General features: G+C 65.2%; 30 protein-coding genes. 28 read left to right on the top strand and 2 right to left on the bottom strand.

All coding sequences use genetic code 11. From position 1 onward, the window contains the following. From rpsC to ACTHLF_RS05105, 22 genes are all read left to right on the top strand, one after another. The coding region (gene rpsC, locus ACTHLF_RS05210) for a 30S ribosomal protein S3 (RefSeq protein ID WP_440325456.1) at positions 1 to 637 on the top strand (637 nt) is incomplete at its 5' end. Positions 638 to 648: 11 nt separating this feature from the next. Beyond that, the gene (gene rplP / locus ACTHLF_RS05205; RefSeq protein WP_247333719.1) at positions 649 to 1,062 is read left to right on the top strand and encodes a 50S ribosomal protein L16; all 414 of its coding nucleotides are present in this window, start codon (positions 649 to 651) and stop codon (positions 1,060 to 1,062) included. Continuing rightward, on the top strand, positions 1,062 to 1,247 hold the full coding sequence (rpmC, locus tag ACTHLF_RS05200; protein WP_440325454.1) for a 50S ribosomal protein L29: 186 nt from the start codon (positions 1,062 to 1,064) through the stop codon (positions 1,245 to 1,247). The genes rplP and rpmC overlap by 1 nt, the downstream gene beginning before the upstream one ends. A gap of 12 nt (positions 1,248 to 1,259) precedes the next feature. After that, positions 1,260 to 1,520 carry a 30S ribosomal protein S17 gene (gene rpsQ / locus ACTHLF_RS05195; RefSeq protein WP_139980301.1) on the top strand — a complete coding sequence of 87 codons (261 nt, stop codon included), beginning with the start codon at positions 1,260 to 1,262 and terminating at the stop codon, positions 1,518 to 1,520. Positions 1,521 to 1,531: 11 nt separating this feature from the next. Continuing rightward, the gene (gene rplN / locus ACTHLF_RS05190) at positions 1,532 to 1,900 is read left to right on the top strand and encodes a 50S ribosomal protein L14 (RefSeq protein ID WP_029213886.1); all 369 of its coding nucleotides are present in this window, start codon (positions 1,532 to 1,534) and stop codon (positions 1,898 to 1,900) included. Positions 1,901 to 1,914: 14 nt separating this feature from the next. Next, the gene (gene rplX, locus ACTHLF_RS05185) at positions 1,915 to 2,226 is read left to right on the top strand and encodes a 50S ribosomal protein L24 (RefSeq protein ID WP_440325452.1); all 312 of its coding nucleotides are present in this window, start codon (positions 1,915 to 1,917) and stop codon (positions 2,224 to 2,226) included. Between the two features lie 12 nt (positions 2,227 to 2,238). Continuing rightward, on the top strand, positions 2,239 to 2,778 hold the full coding sequence (gene rplE / locus ACTHLF_RS05180) for a 50S ribosomal protein L5 (RefSeq protein ID WP_440325450.1): 540 nt from the start codon (positions 2,239 to 2,241) through the stop codon (positions 2,776 to 2,778). Positions 2,779 to 2,792: 14 nt separating this feature from the next. Next, positions 2,793 to 3,098, top strand: coding sequence for a 30S ribosomal protein S14 (gene rpsN / locus ACTHLF_RS05175; protein WP_247433841.1), 306 nt, complete (start codon positions 2,793 to 2,795; stop codon positions 3,096 to 3,098). Positions 3,099 to 3,299: 201 nt separating this feature from the next. Then, positions 3,300 to 3,695, top strand: coding sequence for a 30S ribosomal protein S8 (rpsH, locus tag ACTHLF_RS05170; RefSeq protein ID WP_440325448.1), 396 nt, complete (start codon positions 3,300 to 3,302; stop codon positions 3,693 to 3,695). An 11-nt stretch (positions 3,696 to 3,706) separates the two neighbouring features. Further along, positions 3,707 to 4,234, top strand: coding sequence for a 50S ribosomal protein L6 (gene rplF, locus ACTHLF_RS05165; protein WP_440325446.1), 528 nt, complete (start codon positions 3,707 to 3,709; stop codon positions 4,232 to 4,234). Positions 4,235 to 4,264: 30 nt separating this feature from the next. Continuing rightward, entirely contained in the window at positions 4,265 to 4,615 is a 351-nt protein-coding gene (gene rplR / locus ACTHLF_RS05160) for a 50S ribosomal protein L18 (RefSeq protein ID WP_440325444.1), read from the top strand. A 124-nt stretch (positions 4,616 to 4,739) separates the two neighbouring features. Further along, a complete protein-coding gene (rpsE, locus tag ACTHLF_RS05155; RefSeq protein ID WP_440325443.1) occupies positions 4,740 to 5,249 on the top strand; it encodes a 30S ribosomal protein S5 in 510 nt (169 codons plus the stop codon). Continuing rightward, positions 5,242 to 5,439, top strand: a complete 198-nt coding sequence (gene rpmD / locus ACTHLF_RS05150; RefSeq protein WP_440325441.1) for a 50S ribosomal protein L30 — start codon at positions 5,242 to 5,244, stop codon at positions 5,437 to 5,439. The genes rpsE and rpmD overlap by 8 nt, the downstream gene beginning before the upstream one ends. Positions 5,440 to 5,445: 6 nt before the next feature. Continuing rightward, complete coding sequence (gene rplO / locus ACTHLF_RS05145; protein ID WP_440325439.1) at positions 5,446 to 5,877, top strand: 50S ribosomal protein L15; 432 nt, start codon at positions 5,446 to 5,448, stop codon at positions 5,875 to 5,877. Positions 5,878 to 5,881: 4 nt separating this feature from the next. Continuing rightward, complete coding sequence (secY, locus tag ACTHLF_RS05140) at positions 5,882 to 7,201, top strand: preprotein translocase subunit SecY (protein WP_440325438.1); 1,320 nt, start codon at positions 5,882 to 5,884, stop codon at positions 7,199 to 7,201. A 127-nt stretch (positions 7,202 to 7,328) separates the two neighbouring features. Beyond that, positions 7,329 to 7,685, top strand: coding sequence for a 30S ribosomal protein S13 (rpsM, locus tag ACTHLF_RS05135; protein ID WP_144916975.1), 357 nt, complete (start codon positions 7,329 to 7,331; stop codon positions 7,683 to 7,685). Positions 7,686 to 7,697: 12 nt separating this feature from the next. Beyond that, positions 7,698 to 8,084, top strand: coding sequence for a 30S ribosomal protein S11 (gene rpsK / locus ACTHLF_RS05130; RefSeq protein WP_007513384.1), 387 nt, complete (start codon positions 7,698 to 7,700; stop codon positions 8,082 to 8,084). A gap of 11 nt (positions 8,085 to 8,095) precedes the next feature. Beyond that, complete coding sequence (gene rpsD / locus ACTHLF_RS05125; RefSeq protein ID WP_440325435.1) at positions 8,096 to 8,758, top strand: 30S ribosomal protein S4; 663 nt, start codon at positions 8,096 to 8,098, stop codon at positions 8,756 to 8,758. Beyond that, positions 8,739 to 9,737: a DNA-directed RNA polymerase subunit alpha gene (locus tag ACTHLF_RS05120; RefSeq protein ID WP_045831144.1), complete on the top strand. Its 999-nt coding sequence runs from the start codon at positions 8,739 to 8,741 to the stop codon at positions 9,735 to 9,737. Before rpsD ends, ACTHLF_RS05120 begins: the two co-directional genes overlap by 20 nt. A gap of 210 nt (positions 9,738 to 9,947) precedes the next feature. Continuing rightward, the gene (rplQ, locus tag ACTHLF_RS05115) at positions 9,948 to 10,331 is read left to right on the top strand and encodes a 50S ribosomal protein L17 (protein ID WP_440325433.1); all 384 of its coding nucleotides are present in this window, start codon (positions 9,948 to 9,950) and stop codon (positions 10,329 to 10,331) included. A gap of 189 nt (positions 10,332 to 10,520) precedes the next feature. Then, complete coding sequence (locus ACTHLF_RS05110) at positions 10,521 to 11,057, top strand: disulfide bond formation protein B (protein ID WP_440325431.1); 537 nt, start codon at positions 10,521 to 10,523, stop codon at positions 11,055 to 11,057. 11 nt (positions 11,058 to 11,068) lie between these two features. After that, complete coding sequence (locus tag ACTHLF_RS05105) at positions 11,069 to 12,442, top strand: class II 3-deoxy-7-phosphoheptulonate synthase (protein ID WP_440325429.1); 1,374 nt, start codon at positions 11,069 to 11,071, stop codon at positions 12,440 to 12,442. 90 nt (positions 12,443 to 12,532) lie between these two features. Here the strand turns inward: ACTHLF_RS05105 and ACTHLF_RS05100 are convergent, their stop codons facing one another. Next, positions 12,533 to 14,047, bottom strand: a complete 1,515-nt coding sequence (locus ACTHLF_RS05100; protein WP_440325427.1) for an acetyl-CoA hydrolase/transferase family protein — start codon at positions 14,045 to 14,047, stop codon at positions 12,533 to 12,535. A 200-nt stretch (positions 14,048 to 14,247) separates the two neighbouring features. On the opposite strand from ACTHLF_RS05100, the gene ACTHLF_RS05095 reads away from it, so the two are divergent. After that, positions 14,248 to 14,847: a hypothetical protein gene (locus ACTHLF_RS05095; RefSeq protein ID WP_440325425.1), complete on the top strand. Its 600-nt coding sequence runs from the start codon at positions 14,248 to 14,250 to the stop codon at positions 14,845 to 14,847. 14 nt (positions 14,848 to 14,861) lie between these two features. Then, positions 14,862 to 16,307, top strand: coding sequence for an XVIPCD domain-containing protein (locus tag ACTHLF_RS05090; protein ID WP_440325423.1), 1,446 nt, complete (start codon positions 14,862 to 14,864; stop codon positions 16,305 to 16,307). 27 nt (positions 16,308 to 16,334) lie between these two features. Here the strand turns inward: ACTHLF_RS05090 and queG are convergent, their stop codons facing one another. Then, a complete protein-coding gene (gene queG, locus ACTHLF_RS05085) occupies positions 16,335 to 17,399 on the bottom strand; it encodes a tRNA epoxyqueuosine(34) reductase QueG (RefSeq protein WP_440325421.1) in 1,065 nt (354 codons plus the stop codon). 36 nt (positions 17,400 to 17,435) lie between these two features. Here queG and ACTHLF_RS05080 point away from each other — a divergent pair, with 36 nt between their 5' ends. From ACTHLF_RS05080 to mutL, 4 genes are all read left to right on the top strand, one after another. Next, the gene (locus ACTHLF_RS05080; protein ID WP_440325420.1) at positions 17,436 to 18,911 is read left to right on the top strand and encodes an NAD(P)H-hydrate dehydratase; all 1,476 of its coding nucleotides are present in this window, start codon (positions 17,436 to 17,438) and stop codon (positions 18,909 to 18,911) included. After that, positions 18,911 to 19,357 carry a tRNA (adenosine(37)-N6)-threonylcarbamoyltransferase complex ATPase subunit type 1 TsaE gene (gene tsaE / locus ACTHLF_RS05075; RefSeq protein ID WP_440325418.1) on the top strand — a complete coding sequence of 149 codons (447 nt, stop codon included), beginning with the start codon at positions 18,911 to 18,913 and terminating at the stop codon, positions 19,355 to 19,357. The genes ACTHLF_RS05080 and tsaE overlap by 1 nt, the downstream gene beginning before the upstream one ends. A gap of 146 nt (positions 19,358 to 19,503) precedes the next feature. Further along, positions 19,504 to 21,120, top strand: a complete 1,617-nt coding sequence (locus ACTHLF_RS05070) for an N-acetylmuramoyl-L-alanine amidase (RefSeq protein WP_440325416.1) — start codon at positions 19,504 to 19,506, stop codon at positions 21,118 to 21,120. Positions 21,121 to 21,157: 37 nt separating this feature from the next. After that, on the top strand, positions 21,158 to 22,359 hold a 1,202-nt coding region (mutL, locus tag ACTHLF_RS05065), incomplete at its 3' end, for a DNA mismatch repair endonuclease MutL (RefSeq protein WP_440325414.1).

Raw genomic sequence — 22,359 nt, 5'->3', positions numbered from 1 at the left:
TGCCGACCTCAAGGTCCGCGAGATGCTGCGCAAGAAGCTCGCCGCCGCCGGTATCTCGAAGATCCAGATCGAGCGCCCGGCCAAGACCGCCCGCGTGACGATCCACACCGCCCGTCCGGGCGTGGTGATCGGCAAGAAGGGTGAAGACATCGAGAAGCTTCGCAAGGAAGTCACCGACATGATGGGCGTCCCGACGCACATCAACGTCAGCGAAGTCCGCAAGCCGGAACTCGACGCACAGCTGGTTGCCGAGTCGATCGCGCAGCAGCTCGAGCGCCGCATCATGTTCCGTCGCGCGATGAAGCGCTCGGTTGGCAACGCCATGCGCCTCGGCGCCCTGGGCATCAAGATCAACGTCTCCGGCCGTCTGAACGGCGCCGAGATCGCGCGCTCCGAGTGGGCTCGTGAAGGTCGCGTGCCGCTCCACACCCTCCGCGCTGATATCGACTACGGCACCGCCGAAGCGAAGACCCAGTACGGCATCATCGGTGTGAAGGTGTGGGTCTATAAGGGCGAGATCTTCGACCTGGCGGCCGCCACGGCCGAGGCGTCGAAGGAAGATCAGCAGCCGCAGCAGTCGTCGCGTCGTGATGGTGGTGAAAACCGCCGTGAACGCGGCGAGCGCTCTGCCAAGTAAGGAGCGTTGCCATGTTGCAACCAAAGCGTACCAAGTTCCGCAAGATGTTTAAGGGCCGCAACGACGGCCTGGCGTTTACCTCGAACGTCGTGAGCTTCGGCGAATACGGCCTCAAGGCGACGACGCACGGTCAGCTGACCGCGCGCCAGATCGAAGCGGCCCGTCGTTGCATCACCCGCTTCGTCAAGCGCGGTGGCAAGCTGTGGATTCGCGTGTTCCCGGACAAGCCGATCACCCGCAAGCCCATCGAAGTTCGAATGGGTGCCGGTAAGGGTGGCGTCGAGTTCTGGGTCGCCGAGATCCAGCCGGGCCGCATGCTTTATGAAATCGAAGGTGTCGACGAAGCCACCGCACGTGAGGCCATGCGCCTTGCCGCGGCCAAGCTCTCGGTCCAGACCCAGTTCGTGTCCAGGGCGGTGATGTAATGGCCATCAAAGAAATCAAAGACAAGTCGGCGGAAGAGCTGAACCAGCATCTGCTGGACCTTCGCAAGGAGCAGTTCAATCTGCGCATGCAGAAGGGCTCCGGCCAGCTCACCCAGCCGCACCAGCTGCGCCGCGTTCGGCGCGACATCGCCCGCACGAAGTTCGTGCTCGGCGAGAAGAAGTAAGGGACGGCGGATATGAGCGATAACACGAAAACTGCGCGTACCCTCGTCGGTCGCGTCATTAGCAACAAGATGGCCAGCACGGTCACGGTACTGATCGAGCGCCAGGTGCAGCACCCGCTGCTCGGCAAGATCATCCGTCGCTCCACCAAGCTCCACGCGCACGATGAAACCGGTGCGAACGAGGGCGACGTGGTGCGTATCGCGGAGTGCCGTCCGCTGTCGAAGACCAAGCATCACCGCGTGGTCGAAATCGTCACGCGCGCTGAAGTCTAAGGAGAGCTGCGATGATCCAAGTACAGAGCATGCTTTCCGCGGCTGATAACAGCGGCGCGAAGGAAATGATGTGCATCAAGGTGCTGGGCGGTTCGAAGCGCCGTTACGCCAGCGTCGGTGATGTGATCAAGGTGACGATCAAGGACGCCATCCCCCGCGGTAAGGTCAAGAAGGGTGAGGTGTACAACGCCGTGGTGGTTCGTACCGCCAAGGGTGTGCGTCGCCCCGATGGTTCCGTGATCCGTTTCGACGGTAACGCGGCCGTCATCCTCAACAACAAGCTCGAGCCGATCGGTACCCGTATTTTCGGGCCGGTTACCCGCGAGCTGCGCAGCGAGAAGTTCATGAAGATCGTCTCGCTCGCGCCCGAAGTGCTCTGAGCGGAGGCCAGACCATGAACCGTATCCGCAAGGGTGACCACGTCGTCGTGATCACCGGCAAGAACAAGGGCCAGCGCGGCGATGTCCTGCGCGTTGATGGCGACCGCGTGGTCGTCTCCAACGTCAACATCATCAAGCGTCACACCAAGCCGAACCCCCAGGCCAACCAGCCTGGCGGTATCGTCGAGCGTGAGGCCTCGATCCATATCTCCAATGTCCAGCTCTTCAACTCCGCCACGAACAAGGGCGAGCGCGTTGGCACCAAGACGCTCGAGGACGGGCGCAAGGTGCGCGTGTTCGCCTCTGGCGAAGTGGTCGACGCGTAAGGAACCGAAGTCATGACCCGTCTTGAAACGTTTTACAAAGAGTCGGTAATGAAGAAGCTCACTGAGCGCTTCGGTTACCAGAACGTCATGGAAGTCCCGCGCATCACGAAGATCACGCTCAACATGGGCGTCGGCGAAGCCGCCGGTAACAAGAAGATCCTCGAGAACGCCGTGGCCGACATGGCCAAGATCTCCGGCCAGAAGCCGGTCACCACGAAGGCTCGCGTCTCCGTCGCATCGTTCAAGATCCGCGACGGCTGGCCGATCGGTTGCAAGGTCACCCTGCGCCGTGCCCAGATGTGGGAGTTCCTGGATCGCCTGATCAACGTCTCGCTGCCGCGTACGCGCGACTTCCGTGGCGTCTCGGGTCGCGCTTTCGATGGCCGTGGTAACTACAACTTCGGCATCAAGGAACAGATCATCTTCCCGGAAATCGACTTCGACCAGGTCGACGCGCTGCGCGGTATGGATATCTCCATCACCACCACCGCGAAGTCCGACGAAGAAGCCAAGGCACTGCTGGAAGCCTTCAGCTTCCCGTTCCGCAACTGATTACCAGGTAGAACATGGCTAAGACCTCGATGATCGAGCGCGACCTCAAGCGCTCCAAGCTCGCCAAGAAGTACGCCGCCAAGCGCGCCGAACTCAAGGCGATCGTCCTGAGCGCCACCGCCTCGTATGACGAGAAGATGGAAGCCCAGACCAAGCTGCAGAAGCTGCCGCGTGACGCTTCGCCGTCGCGTCAGCGCAACCGCTGCGCCCTGACCGGTCGCCCGCGTGGCGTCTACAGCAAGTTCGGCCTCGGCCGTAACAAGCTGCGCGAAGCCACCATGCGTGGCGACGTGCCGGGCCTGCGCAAGGCCAGCTGGTAAGAAGCTGATACCGCCCCTCGCGGGGCGGCCCGGCCAGGCCCTTCGGGGCGGGGCAGGGACCTGGGCTGGGCAGAAGTTGCCCAACCCGCGACAGCCTGATATAGTCGTCGGGCTGCGCAATGCAGACCGACGCCTTGTCGGCTTTACAATTTAAAGATCTCCGGTAATTCGGATATCGGTGCACTCTCAAGGGTTTTTTCTATGAGCATGACTGATCCCATCGCCGATCTGTTTACGCGCATCCGCAATAGCCAGGCCACTGGCAAGTCGGTTGTCCGTATGCCGTCGTCGAAGATGAAGCTGGCCCTCGCCCAGCTCCTGCAGAACGAAGGCTATGTCCTCGATGCGCGCGTTGCCGACGAAAACGGCAAGCCGGTCCTCGAGATCAAGCTGAAGTATTTCGAAGGCCGTCCGGCTATCGAAACCATTTCCCGTGTCAGCCGTTCGGGCCTCCGCGTTTACCGCGGCAAGGACGAGCTGCCGAAGGTCCTCGGTGGCCTGGGTATCTCGATCATCTCCACCTCCGCCGGTCTTCTGACCGACGCACAGGCCCGTGCTAAGGGTCTGGGTGGCGAAGTCATCGGCCAGGTGGCGTAAGGAGTCCCGATATGTCACGTGTAGCCAAGAAGCCCATTACGCTCCCCAAGGGCGTTGAAATCTCGGTCGCCAACGGCACCGTCTCCGTCAAGGGCCCGAAGGGCACCCTGACCACCCACGAACTGCCGGGCGTTTCGTTCTCGCAGGAAAACGGCGTGGCCACGGTCGTTCTGGCCGCTGGCGCTGACGACAAGTTCGGCGGCACCGCCCGCGCGATCGTCGCGAACATGGTCAGCGGCGTCACCAACGGCTTCGAGAAGAAGCTCGAACTGGTCGGCGTCGGTTACCGCGCGCAGCTGCAGGGCAAGGCCGTAAACCTGTCCCTCGGCTTCTCGCACCCGGTCGTGTACGAAGCGCCGGAAGGCATCACCATCGAAGTCCCGACGCAGACGGAAATCCTGGTCAAGGGTGCCGACAAGCAGCTCGTGGGCGAAGTGGCCGCCAAGATCCGCGCTTACCGTTCGCCGGAGCCCTACAAGGGCAAGGGCGTCCGTTACGCGGGCGAGACGATCATCCTGAAGGAAGCCAAGAAGGCCTAATCGGCCTATCCGCGTCCTGGAGACGAGACGATGAACAAGAACGAATCCCGCCTGCGCCGCGCCAAGTCGACCCGCGCCCACATCCGTGAGCTCGCTGTCGCCCGCCTGAGCGTGCACCGCACCGGTCAGCACATTTACGCGCAGGTCTTCGCGCCGAACGGCACCGTCGTGGCAGCCGCCTCGACCGTGCAGAAGTCGGTCGCCGATGGCCTCAAGAGCAAGAAGAACGTCGAAGCCGCCACCACGGTGGGTCGCATCGTTGCCGAGCGCGCCAAGGCCGCCGGTATCGAGTCGGTCGCGTTCGATCGCTCGGGTTTCCGTTACCACGGTCGCATCAAGGCTCTCGCCGATGCGGCGCGTGAGGCCGGCCTCAAGTTCTAAGAGGCGTCAGGCCACGGCATCGGCCCTTCGGGGCCGGTGTCGCCCGATGTACCTACAACTCCAAGCGGCGACCAAGCCGTAAACAGAAGTCCCGGATATACATGCCGGGCTATCAGGAAAAGAGATGTCCTCGACAGATCGCGAAAATTCGGACGGCATGCTTGAAAAGCTGATCGCCGTCAACCGCGTGGCCAAGACCGTCAAGGGTGGCCGCCAGATGAGCTTCACCGCTCTTACGGTTGTTGGCGACGGCGAAGGCCGCGTCGGGTTTGGTTATGGCCAGGCGCGTGAAGTGCCGGTCGCCATCTCCAAGGCCATGGAGCGCGCACGCCGCAACATGGTGTCCATTGAACTCAACAACGGCACGCTCTGGTACGCCATCAAGGCTAACCACGGCGCGGCCCGCGTCTACATGCAGCCTGCCTCGCAGGGTACCGGCGTCATTGCCGGCGGCGCCATGCGCGCTGTCCTCGAAGTGGTCGGCGTGAAGGACGTGCTGGCCAAGGCCGTCGGCTCGCGCAACCCGATCAACCTCGTCCGCGCGACGATCAAGGGTCTGCAGGCCGTCGCCTCGCCGAAGCGCATCGCCGCCAAGCGTGGCAAGACGATCGAAGAGGTGCTGGGCAATGGCTAAGAACAACGAAACCACCGGCACCGTCCGCGTGCGCCTGGTCAAGGGCCTGCGTGGTGTGCAGGGTCGTCATCGCCTGAGCGTCAAGGCCCTCGGCCTCGGCAAGCTCAACGATGTCCGTGAACTGAAGGATTCCCCGCAGGTCCGTGGCCTCATCAACACGGTCTACTACCTGGTCCGGGTTGAGGAGTAATCGATCATGCGTCTTAACGACATCAAGCCCGGCAAGGGCGCCCGCAAGACCCGCACCCGCGTTGCCCGCGGTATCGGTTCCGGCCTCGGCAAGACCGCCGGCCGCGGCCACAAGGGTCAGCACGCACGCGCTGGTAACACCCACCGCGTCGGTTTCGAAGGCGGCCAGATGCCGCTGCAGCGCCGCCTGCCGAAGGTCGGTTTCCGCTCGCTCAAGAAGGCGGACACCGAGCAGGTCATGCTGTACCAGCTGGCCGTGATCCAGGCCGACACGATCGACCCGATCGCCCTGCACGCCGCTGGCCTCGTGACCAGCCGCGCCAAGAAGATCAAGATCGTGCTGAAGGGCGAGATCAACCGCGCCGTCAAGCTGCAGGGTGTGCTCGTGACGGCCGGTGCCAAGGCTGCCATCGAAGCCGCCGGCGGCAGCGTGGAGTAATCCAGTGGCTGGAGCGCAGGGCAATTCGCTCGGCTCGCTGGGCAAACTGACGGAACTGCGTCAGCGCATCTTTTTCCTCATTGGTGCGCTGATCGTCTTCCGCCTCGGTTCCTTCATTCCCGTTCCGGGCGTGAATCCCGAGGCGATGACGAGCCTGGTTGAGGGCGGCGGCGGCCTGCTGAACATGGTCAACATGTTCTCGGGTGGCTCGCTGTCCCGCTTCTCGGTATTCGCGCTGGGCGTGGTGCCCTACATTTCGGCGTCGATCGTGATCCAGATGATGGGTTCGGTCATTCCGTCGCTGATGGCACTGCGCAAGGAAGGCGAGTCCGGTCGCCGGAAGATGACCACGTATACCCGTTTCGGCACGGTGGGCCTCGCGGCTTTCCAGGCCTTCGGTATCGCGATCAATCTCCAGGGCCAGACGGGTGCTCACGGTCCGGTGGTTTACATGCCGGGCGCGGGCTTCATCATGGCATCGGTGGTCGGCCTCACGGCAGGCACCATGTTCCTGATGTGGCTGGGTGAGCAGATCACGGAGCGCGGCATCGGCAACGGCATCTCGATGCTGATCTTCGCCGGTATCGTGGCTGGCCTGCCGGCAGCCGTGGCACACACCCTGACCATGGCCGACAACGGCCAGCTGGGTGGGCTGAAGCTGCTGATGGTCGTCGTGGTCATCCTCGGCGTCACTGCCTTCGTGGTGTTCATGGAACGCGCCCAGCGGCGCATCACCGTGAACTACGCGAAGCAGGGCAACCAGCGTCAGTTCCAGCGCCAGACCTCGCACCTGCCGCTCAAGATCAACATGGCGGGCGTCATTCCGCCGATCTTCGCGAGCAGCCTGCTGTTGTTCCCGGCGACCGCGGCAAACATGTTCGGCACGAATCACCAGATGCGTTGGCTCCAGTGGCTCACCACTGCGCTGACCCCGGGTGAGCCGGTCTACGACATTGTTTTCGCGGTCCTGGTCATCGGCTTCGCCTTCTTCTATACGGCGATCGTGTTCAACTCGCAGGAAACGGCCGATAACCTCAAGCGTTCGGGCGCACTGATTCCGGGTATCCGCCCGGGTCGTGCCACGGCGGACTATATCGATGGCGTCATGACCCGTCTTACCGGTGTCGGCGCGCTCTACATCGTCCTGGTCTGCCTGGTGCCGTCGTTCATGCAGAGCGCCTGGCAAGTCCCGTTCTATTTCGGCGGCACTTCGCTGCTGATCGTGGTGGTGGTGGTGATGGACTTTACGGCCCAGGTCCAGGCCCATCTTGTGAGCCACCAGTACGAGAGTCTGCTTAAAAAGTCCAATCTCCGCCGCGGCTGAGATTGGGCTGGAAGTCCCCGAGTAGGGGAGGCCGCGGCGCCACGGCGCCGCAGGACTTCCCGTTTAGGTTCAATAAGGTTAGAATTGCGCGTGTACCGCGCTCGAAGCACATTGGAGACAGTACATCATGGCGCGCATCGCGGGTGTCAATTTGCCGGTCCAGAAGCATGTCTGGGTTGGCCTGCAGAGCATTTACGGAATCGGCCGTTCGCGGGCGAAGAAGGTCTGTGTTGATGCTGGCGTGGTTCCGACCACCCAGATCAAGTCGTTGAGCGAAGGCGAGGTCGAGAAGATCCGCGCCGAGATCGCCAAGTACACGGTCGAAGGCGATCTCCGCCGTGAGATCGGCATGGCGGTCAAGCGCCTCATGGACCTGGGTTGCTACCGTGGCCTCCGCCACCGTCGCGGCCTGCCGGTGCGCGGCCAGCGCACGCGTACCAACGCCCGTACCCGCAAGGGTCCGCGTCGTCCGATCAAGAAGTAACGGATACCGATTATGGCTAAGCCGGTTAAGACCAAGAAGAAGATCAAGCGCGTTGTCACGGATGCCGTGGCCCACGTGCAGGCTTCCTTCAACAACACCATCGTCACGATCACCGATCGCCAGGGCAATGCCCTGTCGTGGGCGACTGCAGGCGGCGCGGGTTTCCGCGGCTCCCGCAAGTCCACCCCGTTCGCAGCGCAGGTTGCCGCCGAAAAGGCTGGCCGCGCCGCTGGCGACTACGGTGTGAAGACCGTGGAAGTTCGCATCAAGGGCCCCGGCCCGGGCCGCGAGTCGGCCGTGCGTTCTCTCAACGCGTTGGGCTACAAGGTGCTCAACATTATTGACGTCACGCCGATTCCGCATAACGGCTGCCGTCCCCCCAAGAAGCGTCGCGTCTAAGGAGCATACCCATGGCCCGTTATCGTGGAGCTACCTGCAAACTTGCGCGTCGTGAAGGTGCCGACCTCGGTCTGAAGAGCCCGGCCCGCGCGCTTGATTCCAAGTGCAAGCTCGAAAACAAGCCCGGCCAGCATGGCGCCAACAAGCGCGCCCGTCTGTCCGACTACGCTGTTCAGCTTCGTGAGAAGCAGAAGGTCAAGCGCATCTACGGTGTGCTCGAGCGTCAGTTCAGCAACTACTACACCAAGGCTTCGACCCAGAAGGGCAACACGGGTGAAAACCTGCTTCGCCTCCTGGAAAGCCGTCTCGACAACGTCGTGTACCGCATGGGTTTTGCGGTCACCCGCGCCCAGGCCCGCCAGCTCGTCGCCCATAAGTCGGTGACGGTCAACGGCAAGAAGGTCAACGTTCCCTCGTACCACGTCCGTCCGGGCGATGAGGTTTCGCTGACCGAGAAGGCCCGCACGCAGCTGCGTGTGCAGGAAGCGGCGACGATCTACGACACGATGGATCTTCGTCCGTCGTGGGTCGAGGTCGACAGCAAGAAGTTCGCAGGCACGTTCAAGGCTGTGCCGGATCGTGGTGATCTGCCGGCCGATATCAACGAAGCCCTGATCGTCGAGCTTTACTCGAAGTATTCCACCGGAGCCTTGCATGGCAGTATCGTCAACTAGTGTGCTGCGGCCTCGTGGCCTCAGCGTCGAGCAGCTTGGCGCTAACCGCGCGAAGGTGGTGGTCGAGCCGCTCGAGCGTGGTTTTGGCCACACCCTGGGCAACGCGCTGCGTCGCGTGCTGCTCTCTTCGATTCCGGGCAGCGCCATCGTCGAAGTCGAAATCGACGGCGTACTGCACGAGTACACCACCCTGGAAGGTCTCCAGGAAGACGTCATTGAGGTTCTCCTGAACCTCAAGGACGTCGCGATTCGCCAGCACAGCGGTGATGAAGTCACCCTGACGCTGTCGAAGAAGGGCAAGGGCGTGGTCACGGCCGGCGACATCGCCGTCGACCACACCGTCGAAATCGTCAACCCGGATCATGTGATCTGCCACCTCACCAAGGATGTGGCACTGAACATGCGCCTGAAGGTGCGCAAGGGCGTCGGCTACCAGCCGGCCAGCGCACGTCAGCACCCGGATGACGAAACGCGGCCGATCGGCCGTCTGCAGCTCGACGCGTCGTTCGCGCCGGTCCTGCGCGTGGCTTACGAAGTGGACGCGGCTCGTGTCGAGCAGCGCACCAACCTCGACAAGCTCGTGCTCGATATCGAAACGAACGGCACCATCGGCGCTGAAGACGCTGTCCGTAAGGCAGCGGAAATCATCAACGATCAGCTGTCGGTGTTCGGCGACTTCTCGCGCCGCGAGTCCGATTCGACCAAGGCGGAGAAGGGCGGTTTCGATCCGCTGCTGCTCCGTCCTATCGATGACCTCGAACTGACGGTCCGTTCGGCGAACTGCCTTAAGGCGGAGAGCATCTACTACATCGGCGATCTGGTTCAGAAGACCGAAGTGGAGCTGCTCAAGACCCCGAACCTGGGCAAGAAGTCGCTGACGGAAATCAAGGATGTGCTGGGTGGCCGCGGTCTGGCCCTCGGCATGAAGCTTGAAAACTGGCCGCCGCCGGGCCTTTCGCACGGCATGCAGCTGGGCTGATGCACCACGGGGCGATCGGTTTTCGATCGCCCCGATCCTTTGCGCCAACCCGCGGATGCCACGCGCATTTCCACGGGATTTCCAAAGCGGCCCATAGAGGCCGTGCTCTTATAACGGGGCGTTTTTACAGCCTCGAATAGCGGGAAACCGCGGGAAGTCGGCTCATCCTGGCCGCCTTTTCATAACAACAGACCTTAGAGAGTAAACGCCATGCGCCACCAGAAATCCGGTCGCAAGCTCAACCGTACGAGCAGCCACCGCGAAGCCATGTTCAAGAACATGGCCGCGTCGCTGATCAAGCACGAGCTGATCCGCACCACCCTTCCCACGGCGAAGGAACTCCGTCGCGTCGCCGAGCCGCTCATCACGCTCGCCAAGACCGATGGCGTCGCCAACCGTCGTCTCGCTTTCGCGCGTCTGCGCGACAAGCAGGCTGTCGGCAAGCTCTTCATGGAGCTGGGCCCGCGTTACCAGCAGCGCCCCGGTGGCTACCTGCGCATCCTCAAGTGCGGCTTCCGCCCGGGCGACAACGCCCCGATGGCGTACGTCGAGCTGGTCGATCGCCCGCAGGGTGAAGCCGTCGACGCCGAGTAAGCGTCCCGGTTCCAGCAGAACCCGAAACCCCGGTTGAGCGATCAACCGGGTTTTTCTTTTGCGCGCTCCCAAAAAGGGCGGCAACGGACGCAAGTCCTTGACGTCGTTACAAACGAAACTTCTTTCGCCTGCTGACAAACACGTGCACATCGGGTTAACGTGGGTGTCCCCGCACCGCACCATCCCCGAATGAATCCTCTCGCCTGGTCGTACCGTTCGCGCTATCTCGCTGGTTTCCTCATCTGTGCCGGCCTCATGGGGTTTGCCCTGTACGCCCAGTACCAGATGCACCTCGACCCGTGCCCCCTGTGCATCTTCCAGCGCATCGCGGTCTGCGTGATGGGCCTGTTCTTCCTGGTCGGTGCGCTGCACGGGCCGGTGAAGCAGGGCGCGCGTGTCGTGTACGCCAGCCTGATCACCCTGGGCGGCGCCTGGGTCATCGCGACCGCTGGCCGCCACCTCTGGCTGCAGAGCCTGCCGGCGGACCAGGTGCCCGCCTGTGGACCTGGCCTGGGCTACCTGTTCGATGCGTTCCCGTTCCTGAAGATGCTGAAGCTCGCATTCACCGGCTCCGGTGAGTGCGCGAAGATCGAACCGATCCTGGGCCTGCCGATGCCGGCATGGACCCTCCTGTGGTTCGTCCTCCTCACCGTGTGGGCCTGGCTGGCCCTGCGCCGCTCAAACCGTTCCCTGTCTTCCCGCGCCATCCCTAGCGCTTCTACGTAGGTCCCGCCGTCATGCCGCATTCCCTCAAAGCCATTCTTCCCCCCGCCGCCGACTGGGCTCCGGGCACCTGGCGTTCGCGGACCGCGCTGCAGCAGCCGACCTATGAAGACCAGCAGGAGTTGCAGACCTCGCTCGCGCAGCTGGGAGAACTGCCGCCGCTCGTCACCTCATGGGAAATCAATGCGCTGAAGCAGCGCATCGCAGAAGCCCAGGTGGGAGAGCGGTTCCTCCTGCAGGGCGGCGATTGCGCCGAGAGCTTCGCTGACTGCACCAGCCCGATCATCTCCAACCGGCTCAAGGTCCTGCTGCAGATGAGCCTCGTGCTCGTCCACGGGCTGAAGAAGCCGGTACTGCGCGTGGGCCGGTTTGCTGGCCAGTACGCAAAGCCGCGTTCGGCCGATACGGAAACGCGCGATGGCGTCACGCTGCCCGCGTTCCGTGGCGACCTGGTCAACAGCCCGGCGTTCACGCCGGAGGCGCGCCGTGCGGATCCGCAGCGCCTGATCAAGGCGCATGCCCGTTCGGCGATGACCATGAACTTCGTGCGCGCGCTCATCGACGGCGGGTTCGCCGACCTGCACCACCCGGAATACTGGGACCTTGCATGGGTCGAGCACTCGCCGCTCGCCGCCGAGTACAAGCGCATGGTCGCCAGTATCGGTGACTCGCTGCGCTTCATGGAAACGCTGGCTGGCCAGTCGATCTCCAGCTACTCGCGCGTGGATTTCTACACCTCGCACGAAGCCCTGCTGCTGCACTACGAAGAGGCGCTGACCCGCCAGGTGCCGCGCCAGGACGGCTGGTTCAACCTTTCCACCCATTTCCCGTGGATCGGCATGCGCACCGCGGCGCTCGATGGCGCGCATACGGAGTACTTCCGCGGCATCCGCAACCCGATCGCGGTGAAGGTTGGCCCGACCGTGCTGCCGGACGACCTGCTGCGCCTGATCGACGTGCTGAACCCGACTGACGAGCCGGGCCGCCTGACGCTGATCCACCGCATGGGCAACGACAAGATCGCGACCCAGTTGCAGCCGCTGCTCGAGGCGGTAAAGCGCGACGGTCGCCGGGTGCTATGGGTCGCTGACCCGATGCACGGCAACACCGAGAGCACCAGCAACGGCTACAAGACCCGCCGCTTCGCGAACATCGCCGGCGAACTCGACCAGGCCTTCGATATCCACGCGGCCGCCGGCACGCGCCTGGGCGGCGTGCATCTGGAGCTGACGGGCGAGAACGGAACGGAAAGCCTCGGCGGCGCACGCGGCCGCGTCGAGCAGGACCTCGACCGCGCCTACAAGTCGATGGTGGATCCCCGCCTGAACTACGAGCAGTCACTCGAACTGGCCATGCTCATCGTCCGCAAATCGGGCGGCATGGCGTAACCCATCCGGTAGCCCAACCGTGGGAGTGAGCTTGCGTGCGATTGCTCTTAGTCAAATAGCATGGTTCGCAAGCTCCCTCCCACATCGCCGTCAGCCCACCATCGTCCCCGTATCCAGCCACCGCTGGTGCCACGACAGCGCCTCGGGCAGCAGATGCGGCGTGTGCTTGCCGAAGCTCGCCCGCGATGCCCGGTCGAAGTAGTCCTCGAGCTGCGCCCGGTACGACGGGTCCACGCAATGGTCGAGGTTCTGCCGCGCACGATGCCGCGGCGGCAGGCCGCGCAGGTCGGCCAGGCCGTGTTCCGTCACGATGATCGACACGTCGTGCTCGGTGTGGTCCACGTGGCTCACCATCGGAACCAGGGCCGAGATGCTGCCGTTCTTCGCCGTGCTCGGGCTGAGGAAAATCGACAGGAAGCTGTTGCGCGCGAAATCGCCGGAGCCGCCGATGCCGTTCATGATCTTGCTGCCCATCACGTGCGTGGAGTTCACGTTGCCGTAAAGGTCGGCTTCGATCATCCCGTTCATCGCGATGCAGCCGAGCCGACGCACCAGTTCCGGATGGTTCGAAATCTCCTGCGTGCGCATGATGATCCGCTCGCGGTAGAACTCGATATTCCGCTTGAACTCTTCATTCGCGGCCGGGCTCAGCGCGAACCCGGTGCACGACGCCACGCGTAACACGCCGTCGCGCAGCATGTCGAGCATGCCGTCCTGGATGACCTCGGTGAACGCGGCCATGTCACGGAAGCCGCTTTCCGAAAGGCCCGCCAGCACGGCATTGGGAATGTTGCCCACGCCCGACTGCAGCGGTAGCAGGTTGGCCGGTAGCCGGCCCTTCTTCACCTCGTGCTGGAGGAACTCGATCAGGTGCGCGGCGATGCGCTTGCTCGTGTCGTCCACCGGTGCGAAAGGGCTGTTGCGATCCGGGCCGTGCGTGCGTACGACGGCCACGACTTTGTCGGGATCCACGCGCAACGACGTCTCACCGATGCGGTCGTCAGCCTGCAAAAGGGGAATCGGCTTGCGCTGTGGGGGCAGGGCGGTGCCGTAGTACACATCGTGCATGCCGTCGATCCCTTCCGGCTGCCAGTCGTTGACCTCGATGATCACCTTCTTCGCCAGGTCCAGCCACGTCTTGTTATTACCGATGGAAGTGGACGGGATGAGCGAGCCATCCTCGCGAATACCGGCGACCTCGACCACGGCGGTATCGATCTCGCCGTAAAAGCCGAACCACACGTGCTGCGCGACGTGGCTCAGGTGGATGTCGATGTAATCGAGCGTGCCCGCATTGATCCGCTGTCGCGCATCCGGGTCGGTCTGGAACGGCATGCGCAGTGCAATGCCATCGGCCTTGGCCAGGGCGCCATCCAGCTCGGGCGCGGTGGAGGCGCCGGTCATAAGGCGGATCCGGAAGTCCTGGCCGCCCACGTGCGCATCCTCGATGCGGCGGGCGAGTGCCAGTGGCACGGCTTTCGGATACCCCGAGCCCGTGAAACCGCTCATGGCCACGGTCTCGCCGGGCTGGATGAAGGCGGCGGCGGCCTCCGCGCTGACCACGCGGTCGCGCAGGAGGGAGGAGCGGATGCGATCGGAAGACATGGGGGGGAGCCGGTGCTGCGGAGGGGGACCGCTTATTTTCCCACCCGCATCGAGGCACGGCCCATCCGACCATGGTGGTATGGCAACGTGCCGCAGGGCGTGGCCGGGGCTGAACGAACCGAGACACCGTGCCGGAATCGCACCAAGGCTTTTGTTACGCTCGGGCGGGCCGCGACCTGGCGGCCATGGAAGGAGTCGCGATGCCCCGGCAACGCTTGCGCCACCCCGGTTTGTACGGCCAGCCCATGCGGCTGGCCCTCGCCACCTTACTGGCCGCCTCGGCCCCGCTCACGCACGCTACCGAAGCGAAGGAGACACCCCGCATGAACGCGTCCGCCGCCCACGTCACCGCCGAGCAGGCCATGCACGGCATGCTGGAACTGATTCGCACGACGCCATCGGTCGCGGAACTCACGCCTGAAACCATGGGCGAGCGCCTGGGGCTGCCGATCAAGCGCCTCAGCACGGATCACTTCGGTTATGCACAGCCACTGTCCGGTGGCTGGGCCTTCAGTGTCGAGCGGCAGCAGGTCGGCACGGTGGGGCCGCGCGTCGACCTGATCTTTTCCCCGGTGGGCGAAGACCGGCCGTCCGCAACGCCGATCTGCACCCCCGATTTCGGCCACTTCACGCAGGAACTGGAGCGCATGGGCTTCAAGCGCCAGAGCGCACACGGTGAGCACGGCCGCTGGACCTACGATGCGTTCGATCGGCCGGGACAGCATGTCGAGGTCTATCCCCTGGTCGCCGAAGGCGCGGACGCCGCGGGCGCCTGCGTGCACATGGTCCTGGTGCGCTGAAAGGGGGCGGGCCCATGCCACTCAACGCGAAAGCCGAAGCAGTCCTCCAGGCGTTCGGGAAAGAGCCTGGAGTCACCCCCGACCAGCTGAAGAACCTCACCGATACGATCAATGCCTCGCCAGCGCTGGTCGATGAAGTGAACCGCGCGGTCGATGCAGGCCATTTGCAGCGCATCGTTGCCCTGAACAATCCGCACGCCGGCGGCGAATACAACGCCGGTGCGCATGAAATGCGTTTGCCGCTCACCAGTCTCTCGACGCCGGCGGGCGGTAAGTACGATGCGTCGGAAGCCACGTTCGTGCTCGGCCATGAACTGCAGCACGGCTTCAATGCGGCGGACATCGCGAAGGCGAATACGCAGTTCACCCACGACCTGCAGGCCGTGGCGCAATCGAAGACGACGCCGCACGATTACACGAAGCCGGTGGGCGATGTGATCGCCGCAAGCCGCCGCGACGAGGCTGGCGCCGAGATCTCCGGATGGAACGCGACGGTCAGCGCCGCGCGGCTCGAGGCGCAGAAGAACCACGCACCCGCGCCCACGCTCGAAGACATCTACAAGCGCAACCCGGGGCGCATGGATGATTTCATCCATGTCGATCGCAGCCAGTTGCCCGCGACCTACAGCATGCGTTCGAACCTCACGGTGAACGCCGACCTCAGCATGCCGTCCACGCCGGCCAACATCGAAGGCATGGGCAAGAACTACTTCGACCGGTCATCGACCCTGGGGCATAACGGCAATTCGTCGTACGCGAATTACTACGGCGCCTGGGCGACGGGCGTGGCCGTGCAGTACGAGCGCCATTACGGGAATGGGCAGGCGCCCATGGCCCTCGACCTGAAGGGACTCCACCTGAACCCGGATGTCATGGCGCAGAACGGTATTGACCTTGGCGCGAACAAAAATGCCATGCCTTATCTCGACACCAGCACGCAGCCGCCGACGCAACGTAACTTCCGCGATTCGGCCACCTCGCATGTCTATCAGCCCGTGACGCCGGGTCCGGCACCGGTCACGCTGGATCACGCGGACCACCCGGACCATGCGCTGTTCAGGCAAACGCAGGGCGCCGTGCATCGGCTCGATGCGCAGCATGGCAGGGCGCCCGACCGGCAGAGCGACAACCTTGCGGGCGCGTTGACTGTGGCGGCACGCGAGCAGGGCCTGAAGTCCGTCGACCACGTCGTGCTCAATGCGGATGCGTCGACAGCGTATGCCGTGGAGGGCGCGCTGGATTCGCCGCACAAGCGCATCGCGGAGGCGTCCACGCAACAGGCCGTCAACACGCCGATCGAGCAAAGTAGTGCGGCCTGGCAAGCCGCTGCGGAGCGCGCGCAGCAGGCCAGCCACCAGCACACTGCCCAACAGCAGGCCGCGTCGCAGCAACAGGCCGTGCAACAGCAGCCGGCGGCGCCCCAGCCGCAAGCGATGTCGCATTCGTTGCCTGGCCCCTGAGGAGCGGCGAGGACTCTCGAACTTGCGTCAGTGGCCGTGGCGGGCCAGCGCCCATGCCACGTGCTCACGCACCACCGCCGAGTCGTTATCGGCTCGCGCACGCAGGGCGTCCACCACCTCATCCGTGGTGGGCGCATTCCCCAGGCCCACCGCCAGGTTCCGCAGCCAGCCTTCATACCCGGTCCGGCGAATCGCCATGCCCTCGGTGCGTGCGAGGAATTCCGCTTCGCTCCACGCGAACAGCTCCACGAGTTTCGGCCCGTCCAGGCTATGCCGCGGCGCGAAGTCAGGCTCGGTCGCATCCTGCGCGAACTTGTTCCACGGGCAGATCAGCTGGCAGTCATCGCAGCCAAACACGCGGTTGCCCATCGGCGCGCGGAACTCTTCCGGGATGCTGCCCTTCAATTCGATGGTGAGATACGAAATGCAGCGGCGTGCATCGAGCCGGTACGGCGCGACGATCGCCTGGGTCGGGCAGATGTCGATGCATTTGCGGCAGCTGCCGCAGTGCGCCGTCGCGGGCTCATCCACGGGTAGTGGCAGGTCGGTGTAGAGCTCGCCGAGGAAGAAGTACGATCCGGCGCGTTTGTTGATGACCACCGTGTGCTTGCCGATCCAGCCGAGGCCTGCGTTGCGGGCGAGGGCTTTCTCGAGGACGGGGGCGGAGTCGACAGACGCGCGGTACGAAAACTCGCCGATGCGTTCGGTGATGCGCGACGCCAGTTTCTGCAGGCGATTGCGCATGACCTTGTGGTAGTCGCGGCCGAGTGCGTAGCGCGCGATGTACGCCTTTTCGCCATCGTTGATGACATCCCAGGCATTCGCGGTACCGGGCGGGATGTAATCCATGCGCACCGAGATGACGCGCAGGGTGCCGGGCTCCAGCTCCGCGGGCCGGCTGCGCCGGGTGCCGTGACGGGCCATGTAGTCCATTTCGCCGTGGTGGCCGTCGTCCAGCCAGCGCTCGAGGTAGGCCTCGTCGTGGCCGAGCTCGGTGCCGGCGATGCCCGCGTCGGCAAAGCCGAGCTCGCGCGCCCAGCGCTTGATGTCGCTGGCGAGAGCCGGGTAGTCGATGTCGGTGGAAACGGGCATGCATCCATTCTACTTGGCCCACATATAATCCTCAGGATGAGCGCCCCACACCGCGATACCGCCCTGTTCACCTCCGCGCAGGCCCGCGCGATCGACCGCCGCGCGATCGATGAGCTGGGCATCCCGGGCTTCGAGCTGATGTCGCGCGCCGCGGCGGCCGCGTTCGCCCAGCTTCGCCGGCGCTGGCCAGAGGCCCGTCGGTTGCGGATCGTCTGCGGCAGCGGCAATAACGGCGGCGATGGGTACCTGGTCGGCCGCGACGCCCTGGCGGCGGGTCTGCAGGTCGACCTGGTGGCATTGGGCGAGCCGAAAGAGGGCGGTGATGCCTTCGAGGCGCGCCGGGCCTTCCTTGAAGCGGGCGGCACGCTCACGCTCGCCGCCGACGACGAGTCGCTGGCGGCGCCCGACGTGCTGGTCGATGCCATCTACGGCACCGGCCTCAATCGGGCCCCGGAGGGCGAAGCGAAGCGCGCCATCGAGGCGATCAACGCGGCGGATGTCCCCGTGTTCGCGCTGGATATCCCGTCCGGCTTGTCGGCCGATACCGGCGCCTGCCCGGGCGTCGCCGTGCGCGCCGCGGCGACGGCCACCTTCATCGTCCACAAGCGCGGCATGCATACCCACCTTTCTGAACTAGCGGGGGAAGTCGTGCTGCACCCGCTGGGCTTGCCGGCATCGATCCTCGAGCCCGCTGACGCCACGTTGCTGACCCCAAAGGGGCTGCCTGCGCGGCCGCGCGATTCACACAAGGGCAGCAACGGCCATGTGCTGGCGATCGGCGGCGACCACGGCACCGGCGGCGCCGTGCGCATGGCGGCGGAAGCCGCGGCGCGTACCGGCGCGGGACTCGTCAGCGTGGCGACCCGTGAGCAGAACGTCCTGGCGATGAATGCCGCCCGGCCCGAGCTCATGGCGCACGCGGTGGATGGCCCGCAGACGCTCCAGCCGATGCTCGACAAGGCCTCGGTCGTGGCACTGGGCCCTGGCCTCGGGCAGGCGGCGTGGGGCCATGCCTTGTGGACAACCGCGCTCGACGCGGGCAAGCCCACCGTGCTCGACGCCGATGGCCTGAACCTCCTGCATGCCGAGCCGCGGGTGCTTCCCGCGCGCATCGTGCTGACGCCCCATCCGGGCGAGGCGGCGCGCCTGCTCGGCACGAATACCGCCGAAGTGCAGGCCGACCGCTTCACCGCCGTTCGCACCCTGGCCCGCCGTTTCGAAGCCGTCGTGGTGCTGAAGGGCAACGGCAGCCTCATCGCTTCGCCCGAGGGCGACGTGGCGGTGTGCCCCTGGGGCAACCCCGGCATGGCCAGCGGTGGCATGGGCGATACCCTCACCGGCATCATCGCGGGCCTGCTCGGGCAGGGCTGCTCGCCGTTCGAAGCGGCCTGCCTGGGCGTCGGGCTGCATGCGCGGGCCGCCGATGTCGCCGCGCGCCATGGCGAGCGTGGCCTGCTCGCCGGCGACCTGCTCGAGCCGCTGCGCCGGCTCGTCAACGGCCTGGAGGCCTGATGGAACTGATCCTGCCCGATGAGGCCGCGACGATCGCCCTGGGCCAGCAACTGGCCAAGGCCCTGCCGGATGGCCTCGTGGCCTTCCTGCACGGCGACCTCGGCGCCGGCAAGACCACCTTCGCCCGCGCGTTCCTGCAGGCGCTGGGCGTCGGCGAACGGGTCAAGAGCCCGACCTACAGCCTCGTGGAGGGCTACGAGCTTGGCGAGCGCCGGGCGTTCCACCTCGACCTGTACCGCATCGCCGATCCGGGCGAGCTTGAATGGCTCGGCCTCGACAGCCTGGCCGAGCCCGGCGCCATCGTACTGGTGGAATGGCCCGAACGCGGGGCAGGCGCGCTGCCGCCGGTGGACCTCGAACTCAGCTTCCGCCACGAAGGCACCGGCCGCGCCGTGACCTTCCATCCCCATACGGCGATGGGCCAGAGAATCGTCGCTACCCTGTAATTGCCTGTGGGCCGCAAGATCCCACGAGAAATCTCACCGGTTGCCGCGCATTCCTGTATGGACATTGACGAAGTGTTCGCAGGTTATGGATTAGCAAGGGAAAAAATCTTGCAATCCGCGGGCGCATGGAGTTCAATCCGGGCCATATGAGGGGAATCACTAGCAAACTAGGGCTTCTTGCGTGCGTGACCGCCGTCGCGACGCTGGCGCCTGCCGCCTCGCAGGCGGCTGACGTGAAGGCCGCGCGCGTCTGGGCTGGCCCCGAGTACACGCGCGTCGTCTTCGATCTTTCCGGTCCGGCCACCTACAAGATGTCCCAGGGCGATACCCCGGGCAGCGTGGTGCTGGATATCGCCGGCAGCTCCGTCGCGTCGGATTTTTCCGCGCCGGGCGGGCAGGGCCTGTTCAAGTCCATGAGCACGGGCAAGCAGGGCGCCGCCGCCCGCATGACCGCCATGGTCGACCCAAAGGCCAAGCCCAAGAGCTTCCTGCTGAAGCCGGCCGGCGACTACGGTTACCGGCTGGTGCTGGACCTGTACCCCGGCGGCCAGTCCGACCCGGGCGACAACACCCCGTCTGACGACGACGCGCCCTCCGTGGCGAAGGCCGTGGCCGACGCACCGGCCGATGCCCCGATCGCCACGGCGAGCCCGAAGGGCCGCGGCAAGACCGTGCCCGCCGGCACGCCGCCCATGGCTGGCGCGCGCAAGGTCGTGGTCGCCATCGACGCCGGCCACGGCGGTGAAGACCCGGGCGCGAAGGGCGCCACCGGCCTGCGCGAGAAGGATGTCACCCTCATGGTGGCCCGTGAGCTCGCCGACCAGATCAACCGCCAGCCCGGCATGCAGGCCGTGCTCACTCGCAATGGCGATTACTTCATCCCGCTGAAGCGGCGCTACCAGATCGCCCGCGAGCACAACGCGGATATGTTCGTCTCGATCCACGCGGATGCGTTCAAGAACAGCGACGCCAAGGGCTCGTCCGTGTGGGTGCTTTCACCGCGCGGCAAGACCTCCGAAGCCGCGCGCTGGCTGGCCGACCGCGAAAACCGCGCCGACCTGGTCGGCGGCGTGTCGCTGGACGACAAGGACGATTCGCTCGCCGCCGTGCTGCTCGACCTGCAGCAGGGCTATGCCATGCAGGCCTCCGAGCAGATCGCCGGCAACGTGCTGAAGGCGCTCGGCCACCTGGGCCCGACGCATCGCGGTTACGTGGAGCGCGCCAACTTCGTGGTGCTGCGCTCGCCGGACGTGCCGTCGATCCTTGTCGAAACCGCCTTCATCACCAATCCCTCCGAGGAAAAACGCCTGCGCGACCAGGGCCACCGCGAGGAACTGGCCAACGCGGTGCTCGGCGGCGTGCGTAACTACTTCGAATCCATGCCCCCGCCGGGTACGTGGTTCGCGGCCCAGGCCGCGCGCCGCAACGGCACCTACGTCGCCTCGGCGCCGGCGCCGGTTGAGCCGGTCGATGGTGGCGATGACGGCGCCGACACGAAGGTGGCAAGCAAGGCCAGCGCGAAAGCGCCGGCCGCGCCGGTGAAGACGCCGAAGACCATCGCAAAGGCCGATGCGCCCGCGAAGAAGGGATCCAGCGGTCGCGCAGACGACAACATCCGCGACCTGCACCGCGTGGGCCGTGGCGAAACCCTTACCGGCATCGCCCAGCAGTACGGTATTTCCGTGGGCGCGCTGAAAATGGCCAACAAGATGAACGACAACACCGTGCGGGTCGGCACCGTGATGGTCATCCCTTCCGGCTGATATCCTCTTGGCCTGAAAGTGCAGTCAGGCCAGTCCCATGCCCATCCGTCCCCTTCCGCCCGAGCTGATCAACCAGATCGCGGCGGGTGAAGTCATCGAGCGTCCCGCCTCGGTGGTGAAGGAACTCGTCGAAAACAGCATCGAGGCCGGCGCCCGCCGCATCGAGGTGGATATCGAGCAGGGTGGCGTGCGGCTCATCCGCGTGCGCGACGATGGCGGCGGCATTCCGCGCGATGAACTGTCCCTGGCGGTGGCCTCGCATGCCACCAGCAAGATCGCCAGCTTCGACGACCTGGAGCGCGTCGCCAGCATGGGTTTCCGCGGCGAAGCGCTGGCGTCCGTGTCGTCGGTCGCGCGGTTTTCGCTGACGTCGCGCCATGCCGGCCAGGATGCGGCGTGGCGGATCGAAGTGGATGGCGGCAAGTACACCGATGCGCGGCCCGCGCAGCACCCGCCCGGTACGACGATCGAAGTGCGCGACCTGTTCTACAACGTGCCCGCACGGCGCAAGTTCCTCCGCGCGGAGCGTACGGAATTTGCGCACATCGACGACCTGCTGAAGTCGCTGGCGCTGGCGCGCGAAGGCGTCGAGATCCGTCTCAGCCACAACGGCAAGCCCGTGCGCATGCTCAAGCCGGCGCGCGATGAACACGCGGCGCTCGCGCGCGTGGCCGAAGTGCTGGGGCCGGACTTCCCGGGCCAGGCCTTGCGTGTCGAACACGAGGCCGCCGGCATGCGTCTCGCCGGTTGGGTCGGCCTGCCGACCGCATCGCGTTCGGCGGCGGACCAGCAGTATTTCTACGTCAACGGCCGGCTGGTGCGTGATCGCATCGTCGCGCATGCGGTGCGCCAGGCGTATGCCGATGTGCTGTTCCACGGCCGGCATCCGGTCTTCGTGCTGTTCCTCGATGTCGATCCTGCGGGCGTCGATGTCAACGTGCACCCGGCGAAGAGCGAGGTGCGTTTCCGCGAGCAGCGCCTGATCCACGATTTCCTGTTCCGCACGCTGCACGAAGCGCTCGCCCAGACCCGTGCCGGCGCCGCGCCGCAGGAGGCGCAGGCGCCCGTTGCCGCGATTGCCAGTGGTGGCTATGAGAGCCGCGCGTCGCAGCACATGCCATCCGCGGCATCGATGCCCGCATGGCCGCAGTCCGCCAGCCAGTCGCGCCTGAACCTGGGCGTGCGCGAGGAGCCGCTCGCCGGTTACGCCACGCTGATGGGCAGTGCGAATACCGCGCC

It is taken from the genome of Luteibacter sp., assembly GCF_051958795.1.
Classification (GTDB): Bacteria; Pseudomonadota; Gammaproteobacteria; order Xanthomonadales; family Rhodanobacteraceae; genus Luteibacter.
The sequence above is the reverse complement of the archived record's forward strand: the minus strand, read 5'-3'. Positions and strand labels throughout refer to the sequence as shown.

Coding starts and splice junctions, on each gene's coding strand:
- rplP (WP_247333719.1), top strand. CDS start 649: ATGTTGCAACCAAAGCGTACCAAGTTCCGCAAGATGTTTAAGGGCCGC.
- rpmC (WP_440325454.1), top strand. CDS start 1,062: ATGGCCATCAAAGAAATCAAAGACAAGTCGGCGGAAGAGCTGAACCAG.
- rpsQ (WP_139980301.1), top strand. CDS start 1,260: ATGAGCGATAACACGAAAACTGCGCGTACCCTCGTCGGTCGCGTCATT.
- rplN (WP_029213886.1), top strand. CDS start 1,532: ATGATCCAAGTACAGAGCATGCTTTCCGCGGCTGATAACAGCGGCGCG.
- rplX (WP_440325452.1), top strand. CDS start 1,915: ATGAACCGTATCCGCAAGGGTGACCACGTCGTCGTGATCACCGGCAAG.
- rplE (WP_440325450.1), top strand. CDS start 2,239: ATGACCCGTCTTGAAACGTTTTACAAAGAGTCGGTAATGAAGAAGCTC.
- rpsN (WP_247433841.1), top strand. CDS start 2,793: ATGGCTAAGACCTCGATGATCGAGCGCGACCTCAAGCGCTCCAAGCTC.
- rpsH (WP_440325448.1), top strand. CDS start 3,300: ATGAGCATGACTGATCCCATCGCCGATCTGTTTACGCGCATCCGCAAT.
- rplF (WP_440325446.1), top strand. CDS start 3,707: ATGTCACGTGTAGCCAAGAAGCCCATTACGCTCCCCAAGGGCGTTGAA.
- rplR (WP_440325444.1), top strand. CDS start 4,265: ATGAACAAGAACGAATCCCGCCTGCGCCGCGCCAAGTCGACCCGCGCC.
- rpsE (WP_440325443.1), top strand. CDS start 4,740: ATGTCCTCGACAGATCGCGAAAATTCGGACGGCATGCTTGAAAAGCTG.
- rpmD (WP_440325441.1), top strand. CDS start 5,242: ATGGCTAAGAACAACGAAACCACCGGCACCGTCCGCGTGCGCCTGGTC.
- rplO (WP_440325439.1), top strand. CDS start 5,446: ATGCGTCTTAACGACATCAAGCCCGGCAAGGGCGCCCGCAAGACCCGC.
- rpsM (WP_144916975.1), top strand. CDS start 7,329: ATGGCGCGCATCGCGGGTGTCAATTTGCCGGTCCAGAAGCATGTCTGG.
- rpsK (WP_007513384.1), top strand. CDS start 7,698: ATGGCTAAGCCGGTTAAGACCAAGAAGAAGATCAAGCGCGTTGTCACG.
- rpsD (WP_440325435.1), top strand. CDS start 8,096: ATGGCCCGTTATCGTGGAGCTACCTGCAAACTTGCGCGTCGTGAAGGT.
- ACTHLF_RS05120 (WP_045831144.1), top strand. CDS start 8,739: ATGGCAGTATCGTCAACTAGTGTGCTGCGGCCTCGTGGCCTCAGCGTC.
- rplQ (WP_440325433.1), top strand. CDS start 9,948: ATGCGCCACCAGAAATCCGGTCGCAAGCTCAACCGTACGAGCAGCCAC.
- ACTHLF_RS05110 (WP_440325431.1), top strand. CDS start 10,521: ATGAATCCTCTCGCCTGGTCGTACCGTTCGCGCTATCTCGCTGGTTTC.
- ACTHLF_RS05105 (WP_440325429.1), top strand. CDS start 11,069: ATGCCGCATTCCCTCAAAGCCATTCTTCCCCCCGCCGCCGACTGGGCT.
- ACTHLF_RS05100 (WP_440325427.1), bottom strand. CDS start 14,047: ATGTCTTCCGATCGCATCCGCTCCTCCCTCCTGCGCGACCGCGTGGTC.
- ACTHLF_RS05095 (WP_440325425.1), top strand. CDS start 14,248: ATGCCCCGGCAACGCTTGCGCCACCCCGGTTTGTACGGCCAGCCCATG.
- ACTHLF_RS05090 (WP_440325423.1), top strand. CDS start 14,862: ATGCCACTCAACGCGAAAGCCGAAGCAGTCCTCCAGGCGTTCGGGAAA.
- queG (WP_440325421.1), bottom strand. CDS start 17,399: ATGCCCGTTTCCACCGACATCGACTACCCGGCTCTCGCCAGCGACATC.
- ACTHLF_RS05080 (WP_440325420.1), top strand. CDS start 17,436: ATGAGCGCCCCACACCGCGATACCGCCCTGTTCACCTCCGCGCAGGCC.
- tsaE (WP_440325418.1), top strand. CDS start 18,911: ATGGAACTGATCCTGCCCGATGAGGCCGCGACGATCGCCCTGGGCCAG.
- ACTHLF_RS05070 (WP_440325416.1), top strand. CDS start 19,504: ATGAGGGGAATCACTAGCAAACTAGGGCTTCTTGCGTGCGTGACCGCC.